The sequence below is a fragment of the Agrobacterium sp. 5Ca50 genome (genome assembly GCF_055381905.1).
The window spans coordinates 347889-374298 of the sequence record NZ_AP026438.1; the positions used below are offsets into that span (position 1 = coordinate 347889).

Consider the following 26410-nt stretch of genomic DNA (forward strand, 5'->3'; position numbering starts at 1 on the left):
GCTAGCGCAGGACGGGTGTGGGTGTGAGTAAGTTTTCTGGATTTTCTTTTTCTGCATTTGAATTACCCGAAAAAACCACGCCTTTGGCGCATCGCGTTGACGTGAATCGTGCACGCAATATGCAAGCCAGCAAGACCTCGCAGGTTCACTATTCCACTGACCAGGAACCGGTACCAGAGGTGTTTTCGCGCCTTGGGTTTGAATGGCTTTATCGCATCATTCGCCACTGAAACGCGCCGCCGGAAACCTATCCGGCATTTTGGGCCGACAACCGCCTATATTGGCCTTTGTTAACTGTTTATTTGCCTTGTTGATTTAGGTTTCATTAATATTACGGGGGCTCCAACCAGTTCCGACCCGGAATATTGAGGTGGCTTGACGTGGCAGATCACGCGCAAAATATTGAACATTCGCATTTGTCGGATCGATTTGGTGTGCCAGCACAAACGCGCGGTGAAGCAAGTGCCGTGGCGCGGTCCTCGACGGGTTGGTTGAGCACCGTTTTCAAGAAAAACCCTTATCGGTTCGCAGTCAGCTGCACTGTACTTTTTACGCTGGCGGGTATCGCACTTGGCCTGATGATGACGCCGTCATCTGAGCCCGAAAAGCTGACGCAGATCCGTATCCAGTTCAATGTCGCTTCAACACAGCAGTCTGATTCCAAGACATTGATGACGGTAGCACAAAATGCCGTGCTGTCCGATGAGGGAAAGGCCGAGCTTGCACAACAGATCATCAATGACGGCCTGGTCCTGACATCCGCTCACGAGGCGACATGGTGGGGCCTGTTTGGTGAAGTGGTGCTCGGCAAGGTGCCAACGCCATCGGACCCTGTTCTGCGCGCCAGACATGATATGCGTGGACGTATTTCTCTGTCGCAAGCCGCTGATGGCAGTGCAATTTTTGTAACGACCTACGCCGAAACATCAGGTGCAAGCGCGCGGTTTGCGCAACATGCCGCCAATCGCATCGTAACTCATATCAATGCCAGCGCGACTGGTTCTATTCAGGGACATAACGACAGCAACCGTGCACTGTTTGAAAACGCGGAAGCGGCCGTTACTGGTTTTCAGGTCCGGCATGGCAACGACGCCATGGCAAAGATGGAAGCTGCGACACAGGATTTGGCGCTTGTTTCAGGATCGGTAGCCGAGCTGGAATCCCGTCTGGCGGACGTGACCCATAAGCTGTCAAATCTGACGCTGTTGCAGGGCGACAAGGCGCTTGCCCGTGAAATTCCAGATGATACGACGTTTCTTCCCCTTCAGGATGCTGTTCGGCAATATGTCGGCGCGTCCAAAGCGCTCGCCCAACTGTCTGTGCAATATGGCCCGAAACATCCGCACGTCATTGCGGCAACGCAGACCCAGCAGGAAACCAAGGCAAATGCTGCCCGTGCGTTGAAAAGCATCACCAGCGAACTGAAGCAGCAGGAGCAGGCGGCCAAGACAGAGCTTGCACAAGCCAGAAACAGACAGCAGGCGCTTGAACAGGAATTGGCGGTTTTTGGCGATGCGCCTGCGGAGCTAAACAGGTTGGAAGCAGAGCTGTCGCAAGCCCGCGAAACCTATTTCAACGGGCTGGCTGATAGTGACCCGAAATCGACACAGGCCGCTGCTCCATTTGCTGTCGCAAACGCACCGCTTGCGGTCAATATTCCGGCTGGTTTCCGCCAGATGATTTCAATGGCGGTGATTGGTGGTGGCTGCGGTCTTGGCCTTGGCGTGTTGACACTTGTTGCCTTGTACATCCGTTTCCGCAAGCGTGAGGTGTCAATACCTGCTCACGAGTCCGCCAACGGTCCAGACATTGGCTTTTATACGGATACGCCGCAGCCGGATGCCATTTTCCCGCAGCCGGAAAGCGATGACGCTCTGGATTATGCTGAAGAGGACTTTGCAACCCCTAAAGCCGCTGATGCCTACGATCTGGCCTACGACATCGCAGCAAATGACATTCCGCTCGATCAACGTGTCCGCGAAGTGTTGATGCGCAGAAGTATCAAGGCATCACCACAAGCCATCGCTGATCTGCCGCCTGTGTTGGCAGCGGCCCTACAAGGCCAATTCGAAGTGCAGTCCTACGACAAACCAGCTTTCAGCCAGCCAGTCTATGACGAGCTTGATGAAGTGCTTGAGGTCCGCCGCGACATCGCCGCCCTCCGTCAACGTTTGCACGATTACGCAAACCGCAGGGCGGCATCCTAAGCCTGAGATTATTGTCGCTTCTGTCGCAGCCTTTTTGCTTGCAATCGATATCATTCAGCAGCATTAGGGGCGAAACTCACACGGCTATCCGGTGTGATAGGGCAAGTCGTTGCCGGTGTTCTGCTGGCAGGCTGTTATTGGAGGCAGGCACATGGTTCAGGTTATTGACGGAAAAGCGAAAGCGGTATCGGTAACGGAGGCAGTTCGTGTTGCTGCTGAGACGCTGGAAAAGACCGCTGGCGTAAAGCCGGGCCTAGCCGTCATCATCGTGGGCGACGATCCCGCCAGCCATGCCTATGTTGGTTCCAAGAGCAGAATGGCCAAGCAGTGCGGTTTTAACTCCGTGCAACACACATTGCCGCTGGAAACCGGACAGGCTGAGCTTGAGGCACTAGTCGCATCCTTGAATGACGACCCTTCTATCCACGGGATCCTCGTGCAGTTACCGCTTCCAAGACACCTTGATTCCGAACCGGTCATTCAGATGATCCTGCCGGAAAAGGATGTCGACGGCTTGAGCGTCGTCAATGCAGGTAAGCTCGCCACTGGTGATCTGGCCTCGGGCCTGATCTCCTGCACACCGGCTGGCGCCATGCTTCTGGTCAAAGATATTAACGGCGAAGACCTGTCGGGTTTGAATGCCGTTGTCATTGGCCGTTCCAATCTATTTGGAAAACCGATGGGGCAGCTTTTGCTGAACGCAAACGCGACTGTCACCATGGCACATTCACGCACCAAGGACCTTGCAGCCGTGTGCCGTAACGCAGATATTCTGGTGGCCGCCGTTGGTCGTCCGCAGATGGTCAAGGCTGATTGGGTCAAAGCTGGCGCAACGGTGATCGATGTCGGTATCAACCGGATTGACGCGCCGGAAAAAGGCGAGGGCAAAACCCGCCTGGTCGGCGACGTTGCGTTTGAAGAAGCAAGTCAGGTTGCTGGTGCAATTACGCCGGTTCCCGGCGGCGTTGGCCCGATGACAATTGCCATGCTGATGGCAAACACAGTGATCACCGCCTACAGAAAATGCGGAAAGACTGCGCCGACATTCTAACGCGCTTTGACTTAAGCGTAGAAGCACGTTGCAATCGTTGACAAATGCAGCGTGCTTGAACCGCCGAATTAGGCCGGGGCAGGTCCGGTCGATGCGCGCACCACAAGCTCTGCTTTCCACAGTTCCTGCACCGGGTCCACCTCATCAAACGAAATGCGATTGATCAGTCGTTGTGCCACCCGGATGCCGGCAGCTCGCAGCGATGAACGGGTGGTGGTCAGCGGCACGGAAAAATTATGAGGCTTCAGCAGCGGCAAAACATCGTCATGAGCGATCAGAGAAACGTCTTTGCCGGGTTTCAATCCCCGCTGGTTGAGGGAGCGAATGGCACCGAGCGCCAGTGTGGTACTGGCACAGAGAATGGCAGTCGGTGGATTTTTCTGCGAAAGCAACTCTTCCATATTCAGAAAACCGATCTCGTCGGTCATGGCACTGTGCCGCAGACAGTCGGCACGCAGCGCGAGGCCATATTCCGTCAATGCCTTTTCGACACCGGCCTTGCGTCGGTAGGTGAAATCCAGACCTTCCGGGCCGTTCAGAAGGCCAATCCGGTTGTGACCAAGTTGCAAAAGCAATTTGGCGGCATCGTAAAAGGCACCTTCATTGTCGACATCGAGAAACGGGTAATCGGCATCTGCACCAAACGAGCGCCCATGCACCATGAACGGGATGTTGAACGACTTGAGAAGCGCAATGCGCGGATCGCGTTCCCGCATATAGGCCAGATAAATTCCATCGACATTGCCGCTGCCGGCTAGCCAGCGCAAAGCGTCTTCCTCGTTGCTGGGATCGGCAGGCATGATCAGCATGTGAAATGAATGCCGGGCAGCCTCTTCACCGAGACCGCTTAGAAACTCGCCAAAATGCATGTCGGACTGATGGGCGGGGGCAGTCGGCATGACCAGACCGATCGAGCCGGTCTTGCCTGTAGCCAGTCGACGTGCTGTCAGGTTGGGACGGTAACCCGTATCCTTGGCTGCTTGAAGCACGCGCTGGCGTGTTTCGGCATTGACTTCAGGGTAACCGTTCAAGGCGCGGCTAATTGTCGTTTGGGACAGACCGAGCAACTGGGACAATTGCTTCAGGTTCATCTTTTCTCCTCCTCCGCACGCTTCCAAATTTTAGCGAGACGAGCCAACGTCTCAAAAATTCAACTCCAAAGCGCTTTGAATTGTGTAACGCCACATTCCTTTTTGCTCAATGGAAAATACAGCTCAAAACTGCAATTTCGTTGCAAAACCTATTGAAGCAAGATAACTGCAACGTTACAGTTAGAGAAGGCACTTGACTCCTCATGTTTGTGCGGAGAATTAATAGCGTCCAAAGCGCTTTGAGGTGTTTGTATAGGTTTAAATCTTGATGTGATGGGAGGTAAGTCACATGCTTAAGACATTCCTGGCGACAACAGCAGCCATGGCCATTTTCATGAACTCCGCAATGGCTGCGGATTTGAAATTCGCCCCTGGCGAAGATGCAAAATTCAACTGGAAAAGCTACGAAGATTTCAAAGCTGCCCATGCCGATCTCAAGGGCCAGACCCTGACGATTTTCGGACCATGGCGCGGTGAAGATGAAGCCCTGTTCCAGACGGTCCTGGCATATTTCGCCGATGCGACCGGTATTAATGTAAAATATTCTTCTTCTGAAAATTACGAACAGCAGATCGTTATCGATACACAGGCTGGTTCTCCTCCCAATATCGCAATTCTGCCACAACCGGGTCTGCTGGCTGACCTCGCCGCCAAGGGCCTGCTCGTGCCACTCGGCGATGACGTCGCATCCTGGGTCAAGGACAATTACGGCGCCGGTGAATCCTGGGTGAACTACGGCACCTATAATGGCAAGGACGGCAAGCCTGCTTATTTCGCATTCCCGTTCAAGGCTGATGTGAAGTCGCTGGTATGGTTCGTGCCGGAAAATTTCGAAGAAGCCGGTTATGAAGTGCCTGAGAGCATGGAAGACCTGCTAGCTCTGTCCGACAAGATTGTTGCCGATGGCGGTACGCCATGGTGCATCGGTCTGGGTTCAGGTGGTGCAACCGGCTGGCCAGCCACCGACTGGGTGGAAGACCTGATGCTGCGCCTGCACAGCCCGGAAACCTATGACAAGTGGGTCAAGAACGAAATCAAGTTCAATGATCCGGCCGTCGTTGCCGCTATCGATGAATTCGGCAAATTTGCCAAGAATGAAAAATATGTCAGCGGTGGCATCGCGGCCGTTGCATCGACCGACTTCCGTGACAGCCCGAAGGGTTTATTTGATATTCCACCGAAGTGCTACCTGCACCATCAGGCATCCTTCATTCCGTCCTTCTTCCCTGAGGGCACCAAGGTCGGAACCGATGTCGATTTCTTCTACATGCCAACTTATGCTGCAAAGCCTGAGCTTGGAAAACCGGTTCTCGGTGCAGGTACGCTGGTGACCGTGACCAAGGAATCGCCAACTGCAAAGGCATTTGTCGAGTTCCTGAAGACGCCAATCGCACACGAAGTATGGATGGCGCAGTCCAGCTTCCTCACACCTTTCAAGGGTGTGAACACCGATGCCTACGGCAATGAGCAGATGAAGAAGCAGGGTGAAATTCTCACCTCGGCAACGACATTCCGCTTTGACGGTTCTGACCTGATGCCGGGCAAGATCGGTGCTGGCGCATTCTGGACCGGTATGGTGGATTTCGTCGGAGGTAAGTCTGCCGAAACCGTGGCGACTGATATCCAGAAGGCCTGGGACGGCCTGAAGTAATCATTTCCTGCCCCGCCCGGTAACATCGTTGCCGGGCGGTTGTTTCTAAAGCTTTTCGTTCTCGTGATCGGCAAAAGGTCGGACGACCGGGAATAAGGGAGGGGAATGTGATCGCTCAGATCGTTTCGGCAATCGGCGTCATGATTGTCGGTGTATTTGCTTGTGCCGCCTATTATTGGCTTTCCGACAAATTTTTGCAGGTTCTGTTCCCTGTAAGCGCAAAAAATGTCATCGACGCCTCTCGCAATCTCAATCGAAGAGCCGCTGTGCGTCCATGGCTATTCGTCGGGCCAGCGCTTATCCTGCTGTTGGTCTATCTCGTCTATCCTGTCATCGCGACGTTCTATCTGTCTTTTTATGACAGGACTGGCGTGAATTTTGTCGGCCTGGCGAATTACCGTTGGGCGTTTTTTGATGCCGGTTTCCGACAGTCGATTTTCAACAACATCCTCTGGCTTGCCGTTGTGCCGGCTGCCTGCACCTTCTTCGGGCTGGTTATCGCCGTGATGACCGACCGCATCTGGTGGGGCAATATTGCCAAGAGCATTGTGTTCATGCCGATGGCGATTTCCTTCGTAGGCGCCTCGGTTATCTGGAAATTCATTTATGAATATCGCGGTGAGGGGCAAACCCAGATCGGTCTTCTGAATGCTGTTGTCGCGTTTTTCGGCGGCAATCCGGAAGTGTGGATCTCCATGCCTTTCTGGAATAACTTTTTCCTGATGGTCATCCTGATCTGGATCCAGACCGGTTTTGCCATGGTCATTCTGTCAGCAGCACTGCGTGGTATTCCCGAAGAAACAGTTGAAGCTGCTGTCATTGATGGCGCCAATGGCTGGCAGATTTTCTGGAAAATTCTGGTGCCGCAAATCTGGGGCACAATTGCGGTTGTGTGGACAACGATCACCATTCTCGTTCTCAAGGTTTTCGATATCGTGCTGACCATGACCAACGGCCAGTGGAACACCATGGTTCTTGCGAACCTGATGTTTGACTGGATGTTCCGCGGCGGCGGCGATAGCGGCCGAAGTGCGGTTATCGCGCTGGTCATCATGGCAGCTGTGACCCCGATCATGATCTGGAACATTCGCCAGGCCAACAAGGAAATGGAGGGTCGCTGATATGGATATTGTAAAACGTATTCGCCGTGTCGGCCTTCCACGACTGATCGTTCATGCCAGTGTGCTGTTGATCGTCATTCTGTGGTTGCTGCCAACACTCGGCATCCTCGTCAGCTCGCTTCGTGACAAGGATCAGATCACCGTCTCCGGTTGGTGGACGGCTTTTTCCAGTTCAACGCAAACGGAAGCGGTGCGCCTGGCTGATCCGTCGACACAACGGCAGGAGGGTGACAAATTCATCATCTCCGGCTCGGTGTTCGAGAATGGCAAGGGTGGTCAGGTCTCCGCATTTGGTGTGCGCGTTCAGGACCCTGCTGCCTATCCGGCCGATGAAGTTGTCGATCTCGGTGATGGCGAAAACCTTCTGCTACAGAAGGACGGCGCTTATGAGTATAGCAAGAACGCCAGCTTTGAGGGTTCTCGCGGCAAGCGTATCTACATATCCGTTCTGTCTCCGCCGGTCTTCACTTTCGACAACTACCGCACCGTGCTTTTTTCAGAAGGCATAGGACAATCCTTCGTCAACTCGCTGACTGTGACAATTCCCGCGACGATCATCCCGATCCTCATTGCCGCCTTTGCCGCTTATGCCCTGTCTTGGATGCGCTTTTCCGGCCGTTCTTTGATGATTGCCATGGTGGTCGGCCTGATTGTGGTACCGTTGCAGATGTCGCTCATCCCGTTGTTGCGACTTTACAACGAGATCGGCAACATCTTCGGCGTACCATCCAAAACCTATGCCGGCATCTGGTTGGCGCACACGGCGTTCGGCCTGCCGCTCGCTATCTATCTGTTGCGTAACTACATCTCCGGTCTGCCCAAAGAAATCATTGAATCGGCGCGTGTTGATGGCGCCAGCGATTTCGAGATTTTCGTCAAGATCATCCTGCCGCTGTCGTTCCCGGCACTGGCATCCTTTGCAATCTTCCAGTTCCTGTGGACATGGAACGACCTGCTTGTCGCCATGGTCTTCCTTGGCACGCAGAAAGATCAGCTGGTGCTGACCGGCAGCCTTAATGCGTTGCTTGGTTCACGCGGCGGCAACTGGGAAATTCTTACTGCATCGGCCTTCGTCACCATCATCGTGCCGCTCTGCGTTTTCTTCGCCCTTCAACGTTATCTCGTACGCGGCCTGCTGGCCGGCTCCGTCAAGGGAGGCTGATATTCTATGAATGCTTATACCAAGGATAATGCAATGACGTCTTCGGTTACATCCGCTCTTAAGTCTGACAAGGATTGGTGGCGCGGTGCTGTCATCTATCAGATTTATCCGCGATCGTTCCAGGATTCCAATGGCGACGGCATCGGCGACCTGAAAGGCATTACCGACCGCCTCGAACATATTGCCCGCCTCGGTGCAGATGCGATCTGGATTTCGCCTTTCTTCACCTCGCCGATGAAAGATTTTGGTTATGACGTGTCGAACTATGTCGACGTCGATCCGATGTTTGGCACGCTGGCTGATTTCGATGGTTTGATCGCCGAAGCCCACCGACTGGGCGTGCGGGTCATGATCGATCTGGTGATGTCGCACACGTCCGACCAGCATCCGTGGTTTGTCGAAAGCCGCTCCAGCCGTGATAATCCGAAGGCCGATTGGTATGTGTGGTCGGATGGCAAGCCGGATGGCACGCCGCCTAACAACTGGCTGTCGATTTTCGGTGGCCCGGGCTGGCAGTGGGACCCGACCCGCATGCAGTATTACATGCACAACTTCTTGACCTCGCAGCCAGACCTCAACCTGCATAACCCGCAGGTGCAGGACGAGTTGTTGAATGCCACCCGTTTCTGGTTGAAGCGTGGCGTGGACGGTTTCCGTCTCGACACCATCAACTTCTATTTCCACGATCTGGAACTACGCGACAACCCGGCTCTTGCACCAGAGCGCCGCAATGCTTCGACTGCGCCGGCCGTTAATCCGTATAACTTCCAGGAACATCTCTACGACAAGAACCGTCCGGAGAACCTGGAATTCCTCAAGCGGTTCCGCGCCGTGTTGGACGAGTTCCCGGATATTGCCGCCGTCGGCGAAGTCGGCGACAGTCAGCGTGGTCTGGAAATTGTCGGTGAATATACCTCCGGCGATGACAAGATGCAGATGTGCTACGCCTTCGAATTCCTGGCTCCAGATGCACTCACCCCGCAGCGTGTGGCAGATGTTCAGGCAGCCTTTGCGACGGCTGCGCCTGAAGGCTGGGCGTGCTGGGCATTTTCAAACCACGACGTTGTCCGTCACGTCAGCCGCTGGGGTGCAGATGTGGCCGACAAGGATGCCTATGCCAAGGTGCTCTCAGCCCTGTTGCTGACGCAGCGCGGTTCGGTTTGCATTTACGAAGGTGAGGAACTTGGACTGACCGAAGCCGATATCGCTTTCGAAGACCTGCAGGATCCATACGGCATTCAGTTCTGGCCGGAATTCAAGGGGCGTGACGGCTGCCGCACACCAATGGTTTGGGATGCCGGTCATGCACAGGCAGGTTTCAGCACCTCTGAAAAGACCTGGCTGCCTATTCCTGCCGAGCACAAGGCCCGTGCCGTCAGCACGCAGGTAGGCAACGACGCCTCGGTTCTGGAGCATTATCGTCGCTTCCTGTCGTTCCGCAAGCAGCACCCGTCTTTTGCCAAGGGCGGGATCGAGTTTCTGCCGGTCAGCGACAGCGTCGTTGGTTACACCCGTTCCAAGGGCAACGAAACCATCGTCTGCTTCTTCAACCTGTCTCCGGCAGCTGCCACGGCGGCACTGCCTGACGGCAACTGGGAAGTTCTGGAAGGCCATGGCTTTGAAAGCAGTCTGAACGGACGCAATATTGAATTGCCTGCATGGGGCGCATTTTTCGCGCGTTATGCCTGAGAAAACGGGGAGGGTAAAATGGCGGGTCTGACACTTAAAGACATTCGCAAGTCCTATGGGCAGGTAAATGTTCTGCATGGTATCGATCTCGATATCAAGCAGGGCGAATTCATCGTATTCGTCGGTCCTTCCGGTTGCGGAAAATCGACCTTGTTGCGCATGATAGCCGGGCTTGAGGACATCACTGGCGGAGAGATGTTTATCGATGGCCAACTGGTCAACGAAATCCCTCCGTCCCGTCGTGGCATTGCCATGGTGTTCCAGTCTTATGCGCTTTATCCACACATGACTGTGTATGATAACATGGCGTTCGGCATGAAGATCGCTAAGGAAAGCCGGCAGGAGATTGACCGGAGGGTGAGGGCCGCTGCAGACATCCTGCAACTGACCCAGTATCTGGAACGCCTGCCAAAGGCGCTGTCCGGTGGCCAGCGTCAGCGTGTCGCAATTGGTCGCGCCATCTGCCGTAATCCGAAGGTCTTCCTGTTTGACGAGCCGCTTTCCAACCTCGATGCAGCACTGCGTGTTGCAACGCGTATCGAGATTGCCAAGCTCAACGAACAAATGCCCGACACCACGATGATCTATGTAACGCATGACCAGGTGGAAGCCATGACGCTTGCGGACCGTATCGTTGTTCTGAATGCCGGGCGTGTGGAGCAGGTCGGGGCACCGCTTGATCTCTATGAACGCCCCGCCAACTTGTTTGTCGCCCAGTTCATCGGTTCGCCTGCCATGAACATCCTGCCGGTCAAGATAACCGCTGCTGGTCCGGAAACTGCGCTCGAACTCAACGGCAACCAGAACCTTCGCATTGCCATCGAGACCGCGCAAAGCGAGGTTGGCAAGACGGCAAGTTTTGGTGTTCGCCCTGAGGATCTTTACATTGCCAAGGACGGTGAAGATTACCTGTTTGAAGGCAAGGTTTCCATTGTCGAAGCCTTGGGCGAGGTCACGCTTCTCTATATCGACAGTGGCTTTGTTCAGGAGCCGGTCATCGCAAAAATCCCCGGCATCGCGAATGTCCAGAAAGGCCAGACGTTGAAGTTTAATGCGATGAGAGAAAAACTGCATCTCTTTGACGCGAACGGGGCGACTTATCGCAAATAGAATGAATTTGTAAACCTTCTGCTAACCTTCAAGTTGCGTAATTTGCGGTTTGAAGGTTAGTTTCTGGAGGCGAAAGGTGAGGGAAATTCAAGTGTTTGATGGGTGCGGAGTGCCTGAAAATCAAGCCATTTTCTGCCGGTTACACTGCATTTACCGAAGTGTTTCATATCGAAACGCGCAAACAAACTTTTAAAGATTCTGATCTTAGTATGAACCCATAAATTCAGTGGGGAAATATTGTGAACGCCCGTCCTAATATTCAAAAAAGCAGTTACTTTAGCAGGGAAGAATCTTTCATGTATGACCGCGAGGGGCGGTTTAAGATGGAAGATACGATGAATGCGGCGCGCATCGAATATACTGAAAAAGCAGTCATGAATATGGCTTCCCGTCGTTGTGATGTTATCAAGATTTCACAGTCGGAAGCAGTTCTTGCTCTTTTGACACAGTATAACCTGCCGCAGCAATTTTATCTGGATATCCCTGACGCCCGTATCAGCAAGATTGGCTGCGTGTTGATGCGAGTCCACGCCAACAACACCATGCAGGTACGTTTCCTCCGTCTGTTGACGCAGAAGGAACTGGACCGGATTTTTGTGTTCAGCACGCATCCGGCGCATCGCGATAGGACCCTTGATCTTCGATCCTGGTAATCAGGAGCATGTCCATCGTCTGGATATGAAAAAGCCGCGTTGTCACCAACGCGGCTTTTTATATTTAGGGAAACTGGTTCAGTTGAACAGAACGCTGGCGCCCTGGTCTGCCGGTCCGGCATTCCGGCGGAATGTCGCAAACAACTCGCGGCCCATGCCCCATTCATTGCCAGACAGGTCCACCGTGGCCGGTTCGCGGCGAGCAAGTTCTGCCGCACTCACCAGAATCTCCAGCGTGCCGGTGACGGCGTCGAGGCGCAGGATGTCGCCATCGCGAACACGCGAGATCGGACCGCAGTCAACGGCCTCTGGGGTCACGTGAATGGCGGCAGGCACCTTGCCTGATGCACCAGACATACGACCATCAGTCACCAGCGCCACCTTGAAGCCACGGTCCTGCAACACACCCAATGGTGGTGTCAGGCGGTGCAGTTCGGGCATGCCGTTGGCTTTTGGTCCCTGGAAGCGCACGACAGCGATAAAGTCGCGGTTGAGCTTGCCGTCCTTGAAGGCGTCGTGAAGTTCCTGCTGATCGTTAAACACCACAGCCGGTGCCTCGATAACATGACGCTCGGGCTTGACGGCAGAAATCTTGATCACGGCCTTGCCGAGATTGCCGGTCAGCATTTTCAGGCCGCCCGTGGGCTGGAACGGTGTTTCGATGCTGGCAAGAACCTTGGGATCATGGCTGACCTCAGGGGACGCTTCACGAATGACCGAGCCGTTTTCACCAAGTTTTGCGTCAACGGTGTAGGCTTCGAGACCCTGGCCGAACACCGTGCGCACATCATCATGCAGGAAACCATGCTTGAGAAGCTGCTTGATGAGGAAGCCCATGCCGCCTGCAGCATGGAAATGGTTCACATCGGCAAGACCGTTCGGATAGACGCGAGCCAGCAGCGGCACAGCGTCGGAAAGATCAGAAATGTCCTGCCAAGTCAGGACAATGCCTGCAGCGCGCGCCATGGCGATAAGGTGCATGGTGTGGTTGGTCGAACCGCCAGTGGAGTGCAGACCAACGATGCCGTTGACGATAGAACGTTCGTCGATCATTTCGCCCGCTGGGGTAAATTCATTGCCCTGTGCGGTAATCGCCAGTGCGCGCTTTGTCGCTTCACGCGTCAATGCATCGCGCAGCTCGGTGCCGGGATTGATGAAGGAAGAACCGGGCATATGGAAGCCCATGATCTCCATCAGCATCTGGTTCGAATTGGCTGTGCCGTAGAAGGTGCAGGTGCCAGGACCGTGATAGGACTTGGATTCCGCATCGAGCAGTTCGGCACGACCGACCTTGCCTTCCGCATAAAGCTGGCGAATACGGGACTTCTCGTCATTCGGCAGGCCTGTTGTCATGGGACCGGCAGGAATGAAGATCGAGGGCAGATGACCGAAGGTCAAAGCGGCGATCACCAGACCGGGTACGATCTTGTCGCAGACGCCGAGGTAGACGGCAGCGTCGAACATATTGTGCGACAGGCCGATGCCGGCAGTCATGGCAATGGCATCACGCGAAAACAGCGACAGTTCCATGCCCGGCTGCCCCTGAGTTACACCGTCACACATGGCTGGAACCGCGCCGGCAACCTGCGCTATGCCGCCTGCTTCCTTTGCCGCATCACGAATGATGTTCGGGTAGATCTCATAGGGCTGATGCGCCGAGAGCATGTCATTATATGCAGTGATGATGCCGAGGTTTGGAACCTTGTCGCCGGCAAGGATGTCCTTGTCGGCGGGGGAACAGACCGCAAATCCATGCGCCAGATTACCACATGAGAGAACAGAGCGGTGAACACCCTTTGAAACCTGAAGCCTAAGTCGCTCCAGATAGGTTTCACGGAAAGGTTTGGAGCGTTCAACGATACGGTCTGTGATTGCCTGAATACGGGAATCGGCGGCCATGGGCGTTCATCCTGTCTGTTGGTGACCATCGGCCTCCGCTTGGGACGGACAGGCCGATGTTCATGTTGTTGTCAGTCTTGGGTAAACCCGGTTTCTGGCCGGTCACGATCCGGCCGGAGAAATCAGGGTGCCCAATAGATGTTTACGGGCGAATCTGCCCTGTTCAGTACGGCCCGAATGGGCATTTCGTCCTCATCCAGATCGGCTTTCGCTTTTTCAAGCGTTTCCTTCTTGGCGGCACCTTCAATGTGAAGAACAAGCAAGCGGGCATCGTGCAGGCTGGACAGATTGAAGGTCAATCTTTCTTCGCCTGCGGTTTCCGCCGCCATTGTCAGAACGCTGCGCGGTTCATCGAGGTCGAGTGCTTCTTCGAGATTGTCTCCACCGGGAAAAAACGAAGCGGTGTGCCCATCGGTTCCCATGCCGAGAATAACCACGTCGAACGGATCGCAGAACGGCTCCGTCTTTACCGTGGCAAGGGTCGCAGCATCTTCCGGTGTTGCGGCCGCCTGATAAAGCGGAATGAAATATGCGGACTTTGCGTTATTCTGTAGCAGATTGTCGGCAACCAGCTTGTGGTTGGACCGGTCATTATCTGCGGCAACAAAACGCTCATCCACCAGCGTCACATTAACCTTGCTCCATTCCAGATCGTGCTTGGACAGCGCCTGAAAAAACAGCTTTGGCGTAGAGCCGCCGGAAACGGCGATACTGGCCGTCTCCTTCTCGGTGATCGCTGCCTTGAGGCGTTCGGCAACGTCGGCGGCCAGCTTTTCAGCAAGCGCCGGGCCGTTTTCGAAAACATGCATCTGTGCGTCCATAAGCATATCTCCTTAGTCGGCGTCATGCCAGGTACGGCCGTCGCGCTCGATAAGAGCAATCGCACCGCTTGGACCCCATGTGCCAGCCGTGTAACCCTGAACGCCCTGTCCGATGTCTTCCCAGCTTTTCAGAATAGGATCGACCCACTCCCATGCGGCTTCGACTTCGTCGCGGCGCATGAACAGGGTCTGGTTGGAGCGGATGGTGTCCATCAGCAAGCGCTCGTAAGCGTCCGGGCTGCGCACGCTGAAGGCTTCTGCAAAGCTCATATCCAGCGAAACCTGACGCAGACGCATGCCACCTGGACCTGGATCCTTGATGAGCAGGGACTGCTTCACGCCTTCATCCGGCTGTAGGCGAATGACCAGCTTGTTGGCTTCGATCTTCCCGGCTGCATCGTCAAAGATCGAGTGCGGGATCTGCTTGAAGGTAACGACGATTTCCGAAACGCGCGTGGCAAGACGCTTGCCGGTGCGGATGTAGAAAGGAACGCCGGCCCAACGCCAGTTACCGATTTCAGCCTTGATGGCAACGAAGGTTTCCGTGTTGGAAACGCCACCTTCAAGCTCGTCCAGGTAACCCTTGACCGGGCCACCGGCAGATGCGCCAGCACGGTACTGGCCGCGGACGGTGGCCTTTTCGACATTTGAGCTGTCGATGGGTCTCAGCGAACGCAGGACTTTCAGCTTTTCGTCACGAACGGCTTCGGCATCGAGTGAAGATGGAGGTTCCATTGCAACAAGGCACAGAAGCTGCAGGATATGGTTTTGCACCATATCGCGCATCGCGCCAGCCTTGTCGTAATAACCTGCGCGACCTTCAAGGCCGACAGCTTCGGCGACGGTGATCTGCACGTGGTCGATATGTGCGGAATTCCACAGCGGCTCGTAGAGAGCGTTGGCAAAACGCAGCGCCATCAGATTCTGAACTGTCTCTTTGCCCAGATAATGGTCGATACGGAAAATCTGCTCTTCCTTGAAGACATGACCGATCGTGTCGTTCAGGTCGAGAGCGGATGCGAGATCACGGCCGATCGGCTTTTCAACAACGATACGTGTCGACTTGGTAATCAGCTTGTGTTCGCGGATCTTGTCGGCGATGTCGCCAAAAATGCCCGGTGCAACGGCGAGGTAAAATGCGCGAACGCGTTCCTTACCTTCTTCCAGCAGCTTCTTGAGAACATCCCAGCCATTGTCTGACTTCGCATCGACTGGCACGTAGAAAAGGCGTTCGCAGAATTTTGTGACCTGCGCTTCGTCATATTCACCTGACTTCAGATGCTCTTTCAGAGCATCCTTGGCAAATTTGCGATATTCTTCATGTGTCATGACCGAACGTGACGCGCCGATAATACGGGTCGGGTCCGTGAGTTGGTTCTCTACCTGACGATGATAAAGCGCAGGCAGAAGCTTGCGCTCTGCCAGGTCGCCTGTGCCGCCGAAAACGACGCAATCAAAGGGGTCAACAGGAATAATTTGACTGCTCATACCGATTCTCTCGATCTTCACGGGTTGGGGGCATTGATAATCTAATCGATTTAAAAACGCCAGAGTTTGTTGTCGGGAATTATTATTTTGATGTCACTTCGCTTTTATCCGGCGAAAATGAAAGTTTATCTATTGTTATGCCCACTGACAGAAGCGGGCGATTAAAAACGGTCTCGCAGCGCAAACCATGACAATGCGAGGAAAAGCAGAGGCGCACGCAACGTTGCCCCGCCGGGGAAACCTGGGACATTCAAGGAGGAGAACTGCTCGAGCGCTCGATCCTTGTCCGTCAGCATATCCGCATACAGCTTGCCGCAGTAGTTGGAAAGCATCACACCGTGACCGGAGTAACCACCGATCGACATGACGCCAGGCATCACCTCACGCACGAAAGGTTGGCGCGGCATGGTGATACCAACCGAGCCGCCCCATGCATGGGTAATCTCGATATTGGCAAGCTCTGGATAGATTTCGGCAATTTGCTTGCGAATATGGGTGGAAATGTCCCGTGGCGTATCGGCCGTATAGGCCTCGCGCCCGCCAAACAACAACCGGTTATCCGGCGTCATACGGAAATAACGAACCACGAAACGTGAATCGGCAACCGCCTCCTTGCCCGGCAGAATGCTCGGGAACTTGTCCAGTGGCGCGGTCGCACCAATAAAGGAGCGGATCGGCATGATATGGGCAGCGGTGACCGGTTCCAGATTGCCGATATAGGCGTTGGTCGCCAGCAACACGCGACGGGCTGTTATATTGCCCGTCGGCGTTTCGATGATTGTTTTGCCGCTTGACTGGCGAAGGCTGGTCGCAGCTGTCATCTCATAGATTTCAGCACCAGCGGCCTTGGCGGCTTTTGCAAGCCCCACCAACAATTTCAGCGGATGGATATGGCCGGTGCCGGTGTCACGAACGCCACCATAATAATGTGTGGAGCCAAGGCGTTCTTCGGCCTCTGCCTTGTCCATATAGGACATGTGCGGGTAATTATAACGCTCGACCGCCGCCTCGACACTTTTACGATAATGTTTTTCATAGGCCTGTTTGTGGGCCACATTCAACTGACCCGGCAGATACTCCATGTCGATGCCATGGGCTGCGGCGAAATCCAGCACGTAATGTTTGGCATTTTCTGCCAGATCGAACAGGCCCTTGGAGCGCTCGTAACCGATCTCGTCTTCCAGTTCATCCGGCCATGACCGTTGACCGGTGCCGAACTGGCCACCGTTGCGGCCCGATGCACCGTCACCAAAGCGGTTCGCTTCAATCAAGGCAACGGAAATGCCTTTCAAAGCCAGATTATAGGCGGCTTGCAGGCCAGTGAAACCGCCACCGATAATGGCGACCTCAACCTCTCTCGACCCATCCATCGCGGGATATTCAAGTCGGTCAGCAATTGTTGCCTGATACCAGGAAATTCCGGGAGCTATCGGGCTTTGCCATGTCATTGCACATTCCTTGACGGTGTTGGAGCGCCCACCCTTCGGCCAGACACATGAGCGTGCTCCAAGTTACTCAATTCTACGCATCGTGTTCCAAAGGTCGGCCTCGACCATGGCAGCGATGCCGTAGGATCAAACGTTCAGCAACAGGAATTCCCGCTCCCACGGGCTGATAACCTGCATGAACGTTTCGAACTCCCCCCGTTTCAGGCCAGCATAAAGACCAACGAACTCATGGCCAAACACCCGCTCCAGTTCCGGTTCTCCCTCCAGCAGCGCAACCGCTTCCAGCAGACCGCGCGGCAACTCGATGGAGCCTTCATTGGCAGTTTCATAGGTTGGTTCTGTCGGCTGTATTTCATTGACGATGCCAAGCCAACCACACGCCAGCGATGCGGCCAATGCCAGATATGGATTGGCGTCAGAGCTGGGCAGGCGGTTTTCAACACGCCGTGCCGACGGACCGGAAATCGGTACGCGGAAAGCGGTGGTGCGATTGTCATATCCCCACGCATTGTTCACCGGGCAGGCCATGTCAGGCGTCAGGCGGCGATAGGAATTCACGTAAGGCGCCAGCATCACCAGTGCATTGGGAACATAACGCTGCATGCCACCAACAAAATGGAAGAACTCCTTCGATGCGTCGCCGCTATCGGTCGAGAAAATGTTCTTGCCGGTTTCAATATTCAGAACCGATTGGTGAATATGCATTGCCGAGCCTGGCTGTCCCTGCATGGGCTTGGCCATGAAGGTTGCATAGATACCATGCTTGAGGGCTGCTTCGCGAATGGTTCGCTTGAACAGGAAAACCTGATCGGCAAGCTCGATGGGATCGCCGTGGCGAAGGTTGATTTCAAGCTGTGCCGGACCTTCTTCGTGGATCAGCGTGTCGATCTCAAGACCCTGCTTTTCCGAGAAGTGATAGATATCGTCGATCAACTCGTCGAATTCGTTGATGCCGGCAATTGAATAGCTCTGTCCGCCTACGATTGAACGGCCCGAACGTCCCTTTGGTGGGTGCAGCGGGTAATCCGGGTCATCGTTCATGGCGACCAGATAAAATTCGATTTCCGGTGCAACAACCGGTTTCCAACCCTTGTCGGCATACAGCGACAGCACGTTTTTCAGCACGTTGCGTGGAGTGTAGGGAACGGATTGTCCTTCGGCGTCAACCACGTCACAGATAACCTGTGCGGTCGGATCGCTTTCCCATGGCACAACCGACAGTGTCGAAAGATCAGGGACGAGCTTGAGGTCGCTGTCGCGTGGCTCATAACGGAAGTTCGCGGTTTCGTCCGGATATTCGCCGGAAATCGTATGGCGATAAAGTGCCGATGGCAGCGCCAGCGATGTATCGCCGGTAAATTTCGAGGTCGGCATCATCTTGCCGCGCGGTACACCGCCAAGGTCCGGTGTAATGCACTCAATGTCCTCGATACCCCGTGCCCGCAACCATTGTGCGGCTTCACGCCAGGAGGAAACACCACGAGTAGAGGAAAGGTCTGGAGCTGCCGGTTTTGCCATGGTTGCCGATTTTTTTGGGCGGAGCATGGTTCTCTTTGCAGGCATAAATCACCGAAGGTCTGTTTCGAATGGCGCTATCATAACCAGAGTTTGGCAATTGGCGAGGGGGAAACCGCATTGACATTGCTCCATGTTCTGAAAAGAGAAGGCAAGAGATAGCAAAGGATGAAAAATGGTTCGGCGATGCGATGTTCTGGTGGTGGGAGCAGGGGCTGCGGGCATGATGTGTGCCATCCGCGCCGGCCAGCGTGGACGCTCGGTCATCATTGTCGATCACGCCAAGGCACCAGGTGAAAAAATCAGAATTTCCGGTGGTGGGCGGTGCAACTTTACCAATATTCATGCCACGGCCAAAAACTACCTGTCGGGAAATCCTCATTTCGCCAAGTCGGCACTGGCGCGTTATACGCCCGCCGATTTTCTGACGCTGGTCGAAAAACACGGCATTGCCTGGCACGAAAAGACCCTTGGGCAATTGTTTTGCGACAATAGCGCCAAAGATATTATTGCCATGCTGCTAAAAGAGATGCGCGGCGTTGGCGCTGAGCTTCTGTTGCAGACAGAACTTTCCGGCGTCGAAAAAACCGACAGTGGTTTCAGCGTCTCCACTTCATCAGGTGTGATCGAGGCACAAAGTCTGGTTATTGCAACCGGTGGCAAATCCATTCCCAAAATGGGCGCGACTGGGTTTGCCTATCGTGTGGCCGAACAATTCGGCCTGCCGATTATCGAAACGCGGCCCGGCCTTGTGCCCTTAACACTTGATCCGACCATGCTGGAAAAGCTGTCCGTGCTTTCAGGCGTTGCGGTGCCTGCTGAAGTATCCTCAGGCAAAACGAGTTTCCGGGAAGCCTTGCTGTTTACCCATCGTGGTCTGAGCGGGCCGTCGATCCTGCAGATCTCATCCTATTGGCGGGAAGGCGAAACCATCCGCCTGAAGCTGGAACCGGACACAAATATTCTGGAACGGCTGAAAGAAGCCCGCAAAAGCAACGGCAAACAGTCACCGCAGACGGTGCTGGGAGATATCCTGCCGAAACGTCTGGCGCAGTATACCGTCGAAGCTTCCGGTATAACCGGGCCCTTGGCGGACATGGCTGATCGCAAGCTGGCGACCCTGGTTGAAGCTATCCGGAACTGGCAGATAAAGCCCTCCGGTTCGGAAGGATACCGCACCGCCGAGGTCACGCTCGGCGGCGTTGACACGAACGGCCTCGACTCCAGGGATATGCAGGCAAAAACCGTCCCAGGCCTGTATTTTATCGGTGAATGTGTTGATGTAACCGGCTGGCTTGGCGGTTACAATTTCCAGTGGGCATGGGCGAGTGGCCATGCGGCAGGCGAAACGGCCTGATCTGTAATAAAACAACGAGTTAAGTCATTTTTAATGGCGATGGTGAAACACCACGTTCATTAAGGACTTGTTAACAAGCGTCGAGGCATCCTGCTTGATACCAGCGCGGTTTATGCCGTTACATGATGTGCTGCTGGGCGCCGCCAAGCGGCATGCCGGTTATGTTTCTCGTTAGGAACCGCTTATGAAAAACAACAGCAGACGTGCCCGCGCAATTGCTATTGCCCGCGCAGAGGACCGTAAGCAGCTCCTCATCTTCAGGCTGACGCTTATTGCTGCTGGTGCTTTCGCCACGCTTTGCGCGCTGTTGTTGGCGTAATTTCTCGCAATCCAAATAGAAAAAACCGGGCAGTGGACCGCCCGGCTTGTTGTGTGCAGTGTAAAATCAGGCTGCCGCGTTGTTCTGGGCAACGATAACAGGGATCAACAGATCACCCCAATTACCGCCGCCGCTGTGGTGGCGTGCCGAGCGAACCAGCTCAACCGAAACACCCGCCTCAACCGCATTCATAACCGCCTGATTGAGGCGATGCAGATCATTGGCCAACATACGGATGGCGGCCTGCTGGTCTTGTGTCATGGCCGAAGACTGTTCCTCGGCCCGCTCACGAACTCTCGAAATAGAAGCCATTTCCTTTTCCTCCTTTGACGCATCGGTCCGGACCGGACTTTTGATGCGAGGTTTTGCAGTGCCAGTTATTCAGCCGCAGGGCGGAACTGGTCGTGTTCAGTCGATTCATGCATGGCGGTTGTGGATGATTGCCCGCCGGTAATCGCCAATGAGACCGCATCGAAATACCCGGTGCCAACTTCACGCTGGTGTTTTGTCGCCGTGTAACCGTTGATCTCGGCTTCAAATTCAGCCTGCTGCAATTCCGAATAGGCGGCCATCTGCCGGTCCTTGTATCCGCGTGCCAGTTCAAACATGCCGTAGTTGAGCTGATGGAAACCGGCAAGTGTAATAAATTGGAACTTGTAACCCATTGCTCCAAGCTCACGCTGGAACTTGGCAATGGTTGCGTCATCCAGGTTCTTTTTCCAGTTGAACGAGGGCGAGCAGTTATAGGCGAGCTTTTTGCCCGGATGAACCTTGTGCACGCCTTCGGCAAATTTGCGTGCCTGCTCGAGGTCCGGTTTTGATGTCTCACACCAGATCAGGTCGCAATAAGGCGCATAGGCATTGGCGCGTGCGATGCAGGGTTCAAGTCCGTTTTTGACGCGGTAGAAACCTTCAACCGTGCGGCCAGCATCGTAATCGACGAAGGGCTGATCGCGTTCATCGATATCGGATGTCAAAAGCTTGGCAGCCTCGGCGTCGGTGCGGGCGATCACCAGCGTGGAGACACCCATGACGTCTGCGGCAAGGCGCGCAGCGGAGAGATTGCGGATATGGGCCGCTGTAGGGATCAGCACCTTGCCGCCCAGATGTCCGCATTTCTTTTCCGATGCCAACTGGTCCTCGTAGTGAACACCGGCGGCACCCGCCTCGATAAAGGCCTTCATGATCTCAAACGCATTGAGCGGGCCACCAAAGCCGGCCTCCGCATCGGCAACAATTGGTGCAAACCATGTCTCCACCGACAGGCCCTTGCCCTCAGATGTTTCGATCTGGTCCGCCCGCTGCAGGGTGCGGTTGATGCGTTTTGCCAGCTCCGGTGCCGCGTTGGCGGGGTAGAGAGACTGATCAGGATACATGGCCGATGCAGTATTTGCGTCGGCGGCAACCTGCCAACCCGAGAGGTAAATGGCCTTCAAGCCGGCGCGAACCATCTGCATGGCCTGATTGCCCGACAGTGCTCCCAGCGCATTGATAAAATCATCCTGCTCCAGAAGCTGCCACAGTCTGTTTGCACCCATTTCCGCCAGGGAGTAACGAATGTCCACAGACCCGCGCAGACGCTTCACGTCTTCAGCGGTATATGTCCGCTCGATGCCGTCAAAACGGCCTTTGGGTGCGTTTGGTACCAGATTGTAAAAATCAGTCATATCTCTCTCCCGTATGTAAAATAGAAAAGGAGACGTTTCTTCCCAAAAGAATGTCTCAGATTTTCTATGACTGAATTTACATAATCACTCCGTTTGGTTCTATTGGAAACATAAAATCAGTGACTTGAAAGAGGTTAGGATGTAGTATCTTTTACTGACGGCTGTAGTAATTTTGTAAAAATTGTAAAAACAACGACAGCTCGATCTTGTAATATTCTTGTCAAAGGGAGGAGCCTGTGGCGGAGAATAAGATTTTTGCAGGCCCGCGTGTGCGGCGCGTGCGCAATGGCCTTGGTTTGACGCAGACCTCCATGGCAGAGGGGTTGGGCATTTCGCCGTCCTATCTCAACCTGATCGAACGCAACCAGCGGCCCTTGACCGTGCAGCTGCTGTTGAAACTGGCGTCTGTGTACAAGATTGACCTGGATGAATTACAGGGTGAAAGCGGCGGTGTTGCCACGCAGTTACGGGAAGTGTTTGCCGATCCGCTGCTGACGGGGGAGGTGCCATCTCCGCAGGAACTGGTCGAGGTGGCAGATGCTGCACCCAATGTGGCCGGCGGCATCATGAAACTGTATCGGGCCTACCGTGAACAGGCTGAACGGCTGTCTGACCTGGCGGGCTTGATGGCCAGGGATGGTCAAGGTCCGTCGCTGTCATCGGCGCGGTTGCCGATCGATGAGGTCCGCGATGCCTTTGAACATTGCAGCTATTATTTTGCCGTGATCGATGACGCGGCCGAAACATTCCATGAGCAATTGAAACCGGGTGACGACCTGCCGGCAGCCTTGAAAACCTGGCTGCAGAAAATGCACGGCGTCGTGGTGCGCACCTTCCCCATCCATGCGATGCCAAATCTTCGCAGGCGGTATGACAGGCATTCCATGCGGTTGTTTCTGTCCGAGCGGTTGTCACCTTTTGACCGGCTGCAGGAAATGGCGATGGAGGCATGCCTTCTGATGCTCCAGCCGGAGATACAGGCGTCGCTGGAAACCCTGGACCTCAGTAGCCCAGAAGCCAAACGCCTGGCGCGTTTTGAACTCGCCCGCTACGCTGCTCATGCCCTGATCATGCCTTACGGCTCATTTTTCGCGGCGGCGCAACGTTTCAGATATGATCTGGATCTTCTCGCGTCACGGTTTCAGGTGTCCTTCGAGCAGGTCGCCAATCGACTTGTCTCTTTGGGACGGCCGGGTGCGCCTGGCATTGCTTTTTTCCTGATGGAGATTGATCAGGCGGGCAATCGCTTTCGCAAGATAGGAGCGCATGGCTTTCCGCATTCAAGCTTTGGTGGCCACTGTCCGCGGCTCAATATCCATGCCGCCTTCAGTCAGCCGGGACAACTTATGGCCGAAGCGGCCGAGGTGCTGGATGGGGACACATTTTTAACAATCGCCAGAACGATCGAGGGTCCCAAAACAGCCTTTGGTGAAAGGGTGCGGCGCACAGCGATTTTGCTGGCCTGCGATATCACTCAAGGCGCCGAGACAATCTATGGTGATGTTGCCAGAGTAACGAGTGGCACCGTTGGCATCGGTGTTTCCTGTCGCCTGTGTGAACGCTCCGGTTGTCTCTCAAGAGCGCAAGCGCCGGTAACCCGTCCATTGGGTTTGGATGAAATGGTTACAGGATTGAGTGTTTTTGATTTTCAGTAACTCCAAAAAAGTGAAGTGGGAAAATTCTGCACTGCACATTTCCCGCTTGCCGATAATCTTTTTCCTTTCTAGTCTCATTCAAAAAGGGGATGCCGCCTGCTTCGAAAGGCGTATTAACAGGAGAAATCATGACGCAGCGCTCACTTGGTATGTCTGTCGCCTTCGCCGCAATGTTGATGGCCGGTACGGCCCTCGCACAGGAAAAAGTGGTCCATGTTTACAACTGGTCCGATTATATCGACGAATCGATCCTGACCGATTTCACCAAGGAAACCGGCATCAAGGTTGTCTACGACGTTTTTGACAGCAACGAACTGGTTGAGACCAAGCTGCTGGCCGGTAACTCCGGTTACGACGTTGTCGTGCCAACTGCACCGTTCCTCGCCCGCCAGATCCAGGCAGGCGTGTTTCAGAAGCTCGACAAATCCAAAATTCCAAACCTCAGCAACATGTGGCCGGAAGTCAGCGAGCGTCTCGCCAAGTACGACCCCGGCAATGAATATGCCGTGAACTACATGTGGGGCACAACAGGCATTGGTTACAATGTCGACAAGGTTAAAGCAGCTCTCGGTGACGTGAAAATCGATAGCTGGGACATTCTGTTCAAGCCTGAAAATGCCGAAAAGCTGAAGAGCTGTGGCATCAACATTCTTGATGCTTCGGACGAAACCTTCGCAATTGCAATGAACTACATCGGCAAGGATCCGGACAGCAAGGAAGCTGCTGATCTGGAAGCTGGTGGTGAAGTCTACAAGGCGATCCGTCCATCGGTAAAGACCTTCAACTCGTCTGCCTATATCGACGAACTTGCCAATGGCGATACCTGCATCACCATCGGTTGGTCCGGCGATATTCTTCAGGCAAAGACGCGTGCTGAAGAAGCCAAGAACGGTGTGACTGTCGACTACGTCATTCCGAAGGAAGGCACCTACATGTGGTTTGACAACCTTGCCATTCCTGCGGATGCCAAGAATGTTGACGAAGCTCATGCCTTCATCAACTACCTGATGAAGCCGGAAGTCATCGCCAAGGCGTCTGATTATGTTCAGTACGCCAACGGTAACCTGGCATCACAGGCGTTGATGGATGAAGCCGTTTCCAAGAACCCGGCAGTTTATCCTGACGAAGCGACAATGAAGAAGCTCTTCACCATCTCGCCTTATGGACCGAGAGAACAGCGCGTTCTGAACCGCGTCTGGACACAGATAAAAACCGGTAGCTGATTTTGGGCCCGCTGGTTCAGAAACGGCCGGCGGGCACGTTTCTGACCATTGGTTGCCAGCTTGTTGGGCTGGCAGCTACCATTTGCCCGCCTCATTGTTATTTTTAGGGGATTGCGAATGGCGAAGTCTCTCGGACCTGTAAAACGAAAATTCAGTCCCTGGGACGATCCCGCATCCGTACCCTTCATCCGCTTTGAAAACATCACCAAACGCTTTGGTGATTTTGTCGCTGTCAACAATCTGACACTTGATATCTATGAACGTGAGTTCTTCTCGCTGCTGGGACCATCCGGCTGTGGCAAGACCACGCTGATGCGCATGCTGGCCGGTTTTGAAGAGCCAACGGAAGGCCGTATCCTGCTGCAAGGCAAGGATATTTCAGGTACCCCGCCGCACAAACGACCGACCAACATGATGTTTCAATCCTACGCACTTTTCCCGCACATGACGGTCGAAAAGAACATTGCGTTCGGCCTGGAGCAGGATGGTTTGCCCAAAGCGGACATATCGGCGCGCGTTGAAGAAATGCTGCGCATGGTCAAGCTGACAGAGTTTGCAAAACGCAAACCAAGTCAGCTGTCGGGCGGTCAAAGACAGCGCGTTGCTTTAGCGCGATCGATTGCCAAACGCCCGAAGGTTTTGTTGCTGGATGAGCCGCTTGGCGCGCTGGACAAAAAACTGCGCGAAGAAACCCAGTTTGAACTCATGGATATCCAGCAAAGCCTGGGCCTGACCTTCCTGATTGTGACTCACGATCAGGAAGAGGCGATGACCGTTTCCGACCGTATCGCGGTCATGGACAAGGGTAATGTGGTTCAGGTTGCCACGCCTGCGGAAATCTATGAGGCACCCAACAGCCGTTATGTTGCGGACTTCATTGGCGATATCAACATATTCGAGGCAAGCGTGTTGTCCAATATGGCAGGTGTCGGCAAACCCGGAACCGTCCTTCTCGATTGTGAAGGTTTGGGTGTGACAGTCGAGCAGGATTGCAAGGCCGTAGTCGGCAACAAGGTTGCTTTTGCCATTCGACCGGAAAAGGTCCGTATCACTATCGATCCACCAGCAGATACCACGACAAATGCAGTCAGTGGGCAGGTCTGGGACATCGGTTATCTTGGGGACTTCTCGGTGTTCCTCGTCAAGCTGGCGGATGGCCGCATCATGCGTGCGGCTCAAGCCAACGTGTCCCGCCTTGTTGATCGCCCGATCACCTTTGATGATACGGTGTGGCTCAACTGGCGACCAGATTCCGGTATGGTTTTGACCAACTAAGGGAGGTT

The 26410-nt window shown here is 54.4% G+C and carries 22 protein-coding genes; 14 read left to right on the forward strand and 8 right to left on the reverse strand.

All coding sequences use genetic code 11. From position 1 onward, the window contains the following. Positions 1-17: 17 nt before the first annotated feature. The 3 genes from ACZ5FM_RS01680 (at position 18) to folD (ending at position 3258) form a co-directional block, all read left to right on the forward strand. Positions 18-230 carry a hypothetical protein gene (locus tag ACZ5FM_RS01680; protein WP_464039517.1) on the forward strand — a complete coding sequence of 71 codons (213 nt, stop codon included), beginning with the start codon at positions 18-20 and terminating at the stop codon, positions 228-230. Positions 231-434: 204 nt separating this feature from the next. Continuing rightward, positions 435-2207: a GumC domain-containing protein gene (locus tag ACZ5FM_RS01685; RefSeq protein ID WP_464039518.1), complete on the forward strand. Its 1773-nt coding sequence runs from the start codon at positions 435-437 to the stop codon at positions 2205-2207. Positions 2208-2358: 151 nt separating this feature from the next. Continuing rightward, positions 2359-3258 (forward strand): bifunctional methylenetetrahydrofolate dehydrogenase/methenyltetrahydrofolate cyclohydrolase FolD, encoded by a 900-nt coding sequence (gene folD, locus ACZ5FM_RS01690; RefSeq protein WP_250983590.1) that lies wholly within the window; start codon positions 2359-2361, stop codon positions 3256-3258. Between the two features lie 68 nt (positions 3259-3326). Here folD and ACZ5FM_RS01695 read toward each other — a convergent pair whose 3' ends face one another. Further along, positions 3327-4349 (reverse strand): LacI family DNA-binding transcriptional regulator, encoded by a 1023-nt coding sequence (locus ACZ5FM_RS01695; RefSeq protein WP_312943263.1) that lies wholly within the window; start codon positions 4347-4349, stop codon positions 3327-3329. Between the two features lie 289 nt (positions 4350-4638). Here ACZ5FM_RS01695 and ACZ5FM_RS01700 point away from each other — a divergent pair, with 289 nt between their 5' ends. The 6 genes from ACZ5FM_RS01700 to ACZ5FM_RS01725 all read left to right on the forward strand — a co-directional run bounded on the left by ACZ5FM_RS01700 (position 4639) and on the right by ACZ5FM_RS01725 (position 11735). Next, positions 4639-6000, forward strand: coding sequence for an ABC transporter substrate-binding protein (locus ACZ5FM_RS01700; RefSeq protein WP_259147452.1), 1362 nt, complete (start codon positions 4639-4641; stop codon positions 5998-6000). A 107-nt stretch (positions 6001-6107) separates the two neighbouring features. After that, positions 6108-7121: a carbohydrate ABC transporter permease gene (locus ACZ5FM_RS01705; RefSeq protein ID WP_250983593.1), complete on the forward strand. Its 1014-nt coding sequence runs from the start codon at positions 6108-6110 to the stop codon at positions 7119-7121. Between the two features lies 1 nt (position 7122). Beyond that, a complete protein-coding gene (locus ACZ5FM_RS01710; protein ID WP_312943264.1) occupies positions 7123-8283 on the forward strand; it encodes a carbohydrate ABC transporter permease in 1161 nt (386 codons plus the stop codon). Positions 8284-8316: 33 nt separating this feature from the next. After that, on the forward strand, positions 8317-9972 hold the full coding sequence (gene bglA, locus ACZ5FM_RS01715; RefSeq protein WP_259147449.1) for a beta-galactosidase BglA: 1656 nt from the start codon (positions 8317-8319) through the stop codon (positions 9970-9972). Between the two features lie 18 nt (positions 9973-9990). Further along, on the forward strand, positions 9991-11082 hold the full coding sequence (locus ACZ5FM_RS01720) for an ABC transporter ATP-binding protein (RefSeq protein ID WP_464039519.1): 1092 nt from the start codon (positions 9991-9993) through the stop codon (positions 11080-11082). 296 nt (positions 11083-11378) lie between these two features. Next, positions 11379-11735: a hypothetical protein gene (locus ACZ5FM_RS01725; RefSeq protein WP_192487035.1), complete on the forward strand. Its 357-nt coding sequence runs from the start codon at positions 11379-11381 to the stop codon at positions 11733-11735. A gap of 78 nt (positions 11736-11813) precedes the next feature. Here ACZ5FM_RS01725 and edd read toward each other — a convergent pair whose 3' ends face one another. The 5 genes from edd to ACZ5FM_RS01750 all read right to left on the reverse strand — a co-directional run bounded on the left by edd (position 11814) and on the right by ACZ5FM_RS01750 (position 18954). Further along, entirely contained in the window at positions 11814-13634 is a 1821-nt protein-coding gene (gene edd, locus ACZ5FM_RS01730; RefSeq protein ID WP_464039520.1) for a phosphogluconate dehydratase, read from the reverse strand. Positions 13635-13756: 122 nt separating this feature from the next. After that, positions 13757-14455, reverse strand: coding sequence for a 6-phosphogluconolactonase (pgl, locus tag ACZ5FM_RS01735; protein WP_259147445.1), 699 nt, complete (start codon positions 14453-14455; stop codon positions 13757-13759). Between the two features lie 12 nt (positions 14456-14467). After that, positions 14468-15943: a glucose-6-phosphate dehydrogenase gene (gene zwf / locus ACZ5FM_RS01740; RefSeq protein WP_259147442.1), complete on the reverse strand. Its 1476-nt coding sequence runs from the start codon at positions 15941-15943 to the stop codon at positions 14468-14470. 161 nt (positions 15944-16104) lie between these two features. Continuing rightward, positions 16105-17391 carry an NAD(P)/FAD-dependent oxidoreductase gene (locus ACZ5FM_RS01745; RefSeq protein ID WP_464039521.1) on the reverse strand — a complete coding sequence of 429 codons (1287 nt, stop codon included), beginning with the start codon at positions 17389-17391 and terminating at the stop codon, positions 16105-16107. Positions 17392-17517: 126 nt separating this feature from the next. Beyond that, complete coding sequence (locus tag ACZ5FM_RS01750) at positions 17518-18954, reverse strand: glutamine synthetase family protein (RefSeq protein WP_250983601.1); 1437 nt, start codon at positions 18952-18954, stop codon at positions 17518-17520. Positions 18955-19081: 127 nt separating this feature from the next. Between ACZ5FM_RS01750 and ACZ5FM_RS01755 the strand changes: the two genes are divergently transcribed. Then, on the forward strand, positions 19082-20263 hold the full coding sequence (locus ACZ5FM_RS01755) for a BaiN/RdsA family NAD(P)/FAD-dependent oxidoreductase (RefSeq protein WP_464039522.1): 1182 nt from the start codon (positions 19082-19084) through the stop codon (positions 20261-20263). Between the two features lie 184 nt (positions 20264-20447). Continuing rightward, entirely contained in the window at positions 20448-20582 is a 135-nt protein-coding gene (locus ACZ5FM_RS01760) for a hypothetical protein (RefSeq protein ID WP_259147434.1), read from the forward strand. Positions 20583-20648: 66 nt separating this feature from the next. Here the strand turns inward: ACZ5FM_RS01760 and ACZ5FM_RS01765 are convergent, their stop codons facing one another. Together ACZ5FM_RS01765 and aceA are read right to left on the reverse strand one after the other, a co-directional pair. Then, complete coding sequence (locus ACZ5FM_RS01765) at positions 20649-20894, reverse strand: SMc00767 family acetate metabolism repressor (protein ID WP_192487042.1); 246 nt, start codon at positions 20892-20894, stop codon at positions 20649-20651. A 65-nt stretch (positions 20895-20959) separates the two neighbouring features. After that, a complete protein-coding gene (aceA, locus tag ACZ5FM_RS01770; protein WP_464039523.1) occupies positions 20960-22249 on the reverse strand; it encodes an isocitrate lyase in 1290 nt (429 codons plus the stop codon). Between the two features lie 236 nt (positions 22250-22485). Between aceA and ACZ5FM_RS01775 the strand changes: the two genes are divergently transcribed. The 3 genes from ACZ5FM_RS01775 (at position 22486) to ACZ5FM_RS01785 (ending at position 26402) form a co-directional block, all read left to right on the forward strand. Next, positions 22486-23904: a helix-turn-helix domain-containing protein gene (locus ACZ5FM_RS01775; protein ID WP_464039524.1), complete on the forward strand. Its 1419-nt coding sequence runs from the start codon at positions 22486-22488 to the stop codon at positions 23902-23904. Positions 23905-24032: 128 nt separating this feature from the next. Continuing rightward, complete coding sequence (locus ACZ5FM_RS01780) at positions 24033-25127, forward strand: polyamine ABC transporter substrate-binding protein (RefSeq protein ID WP_192487045.1); 1095 nt, start codon at positions 24033-24035, stop codon at positions 25125-25127. Between the two features lie 117 nt (positions 25128-25244). Continuing rightward, positions 25245-26402 carry an ABC transporter ATP-binding protein gene (locus tag ACZ5FM_RS01785; RefSeq protein WP_464039525.1) on the forward strand — a complete coding sequence of 386 codons (1158 nt, stop codon included), beginning with the start codon at positions 25245-25247 and terminating at the stop codon, positions 26400-26402. Positions 26403-26410: the final 8 nt, after the last annotated feature.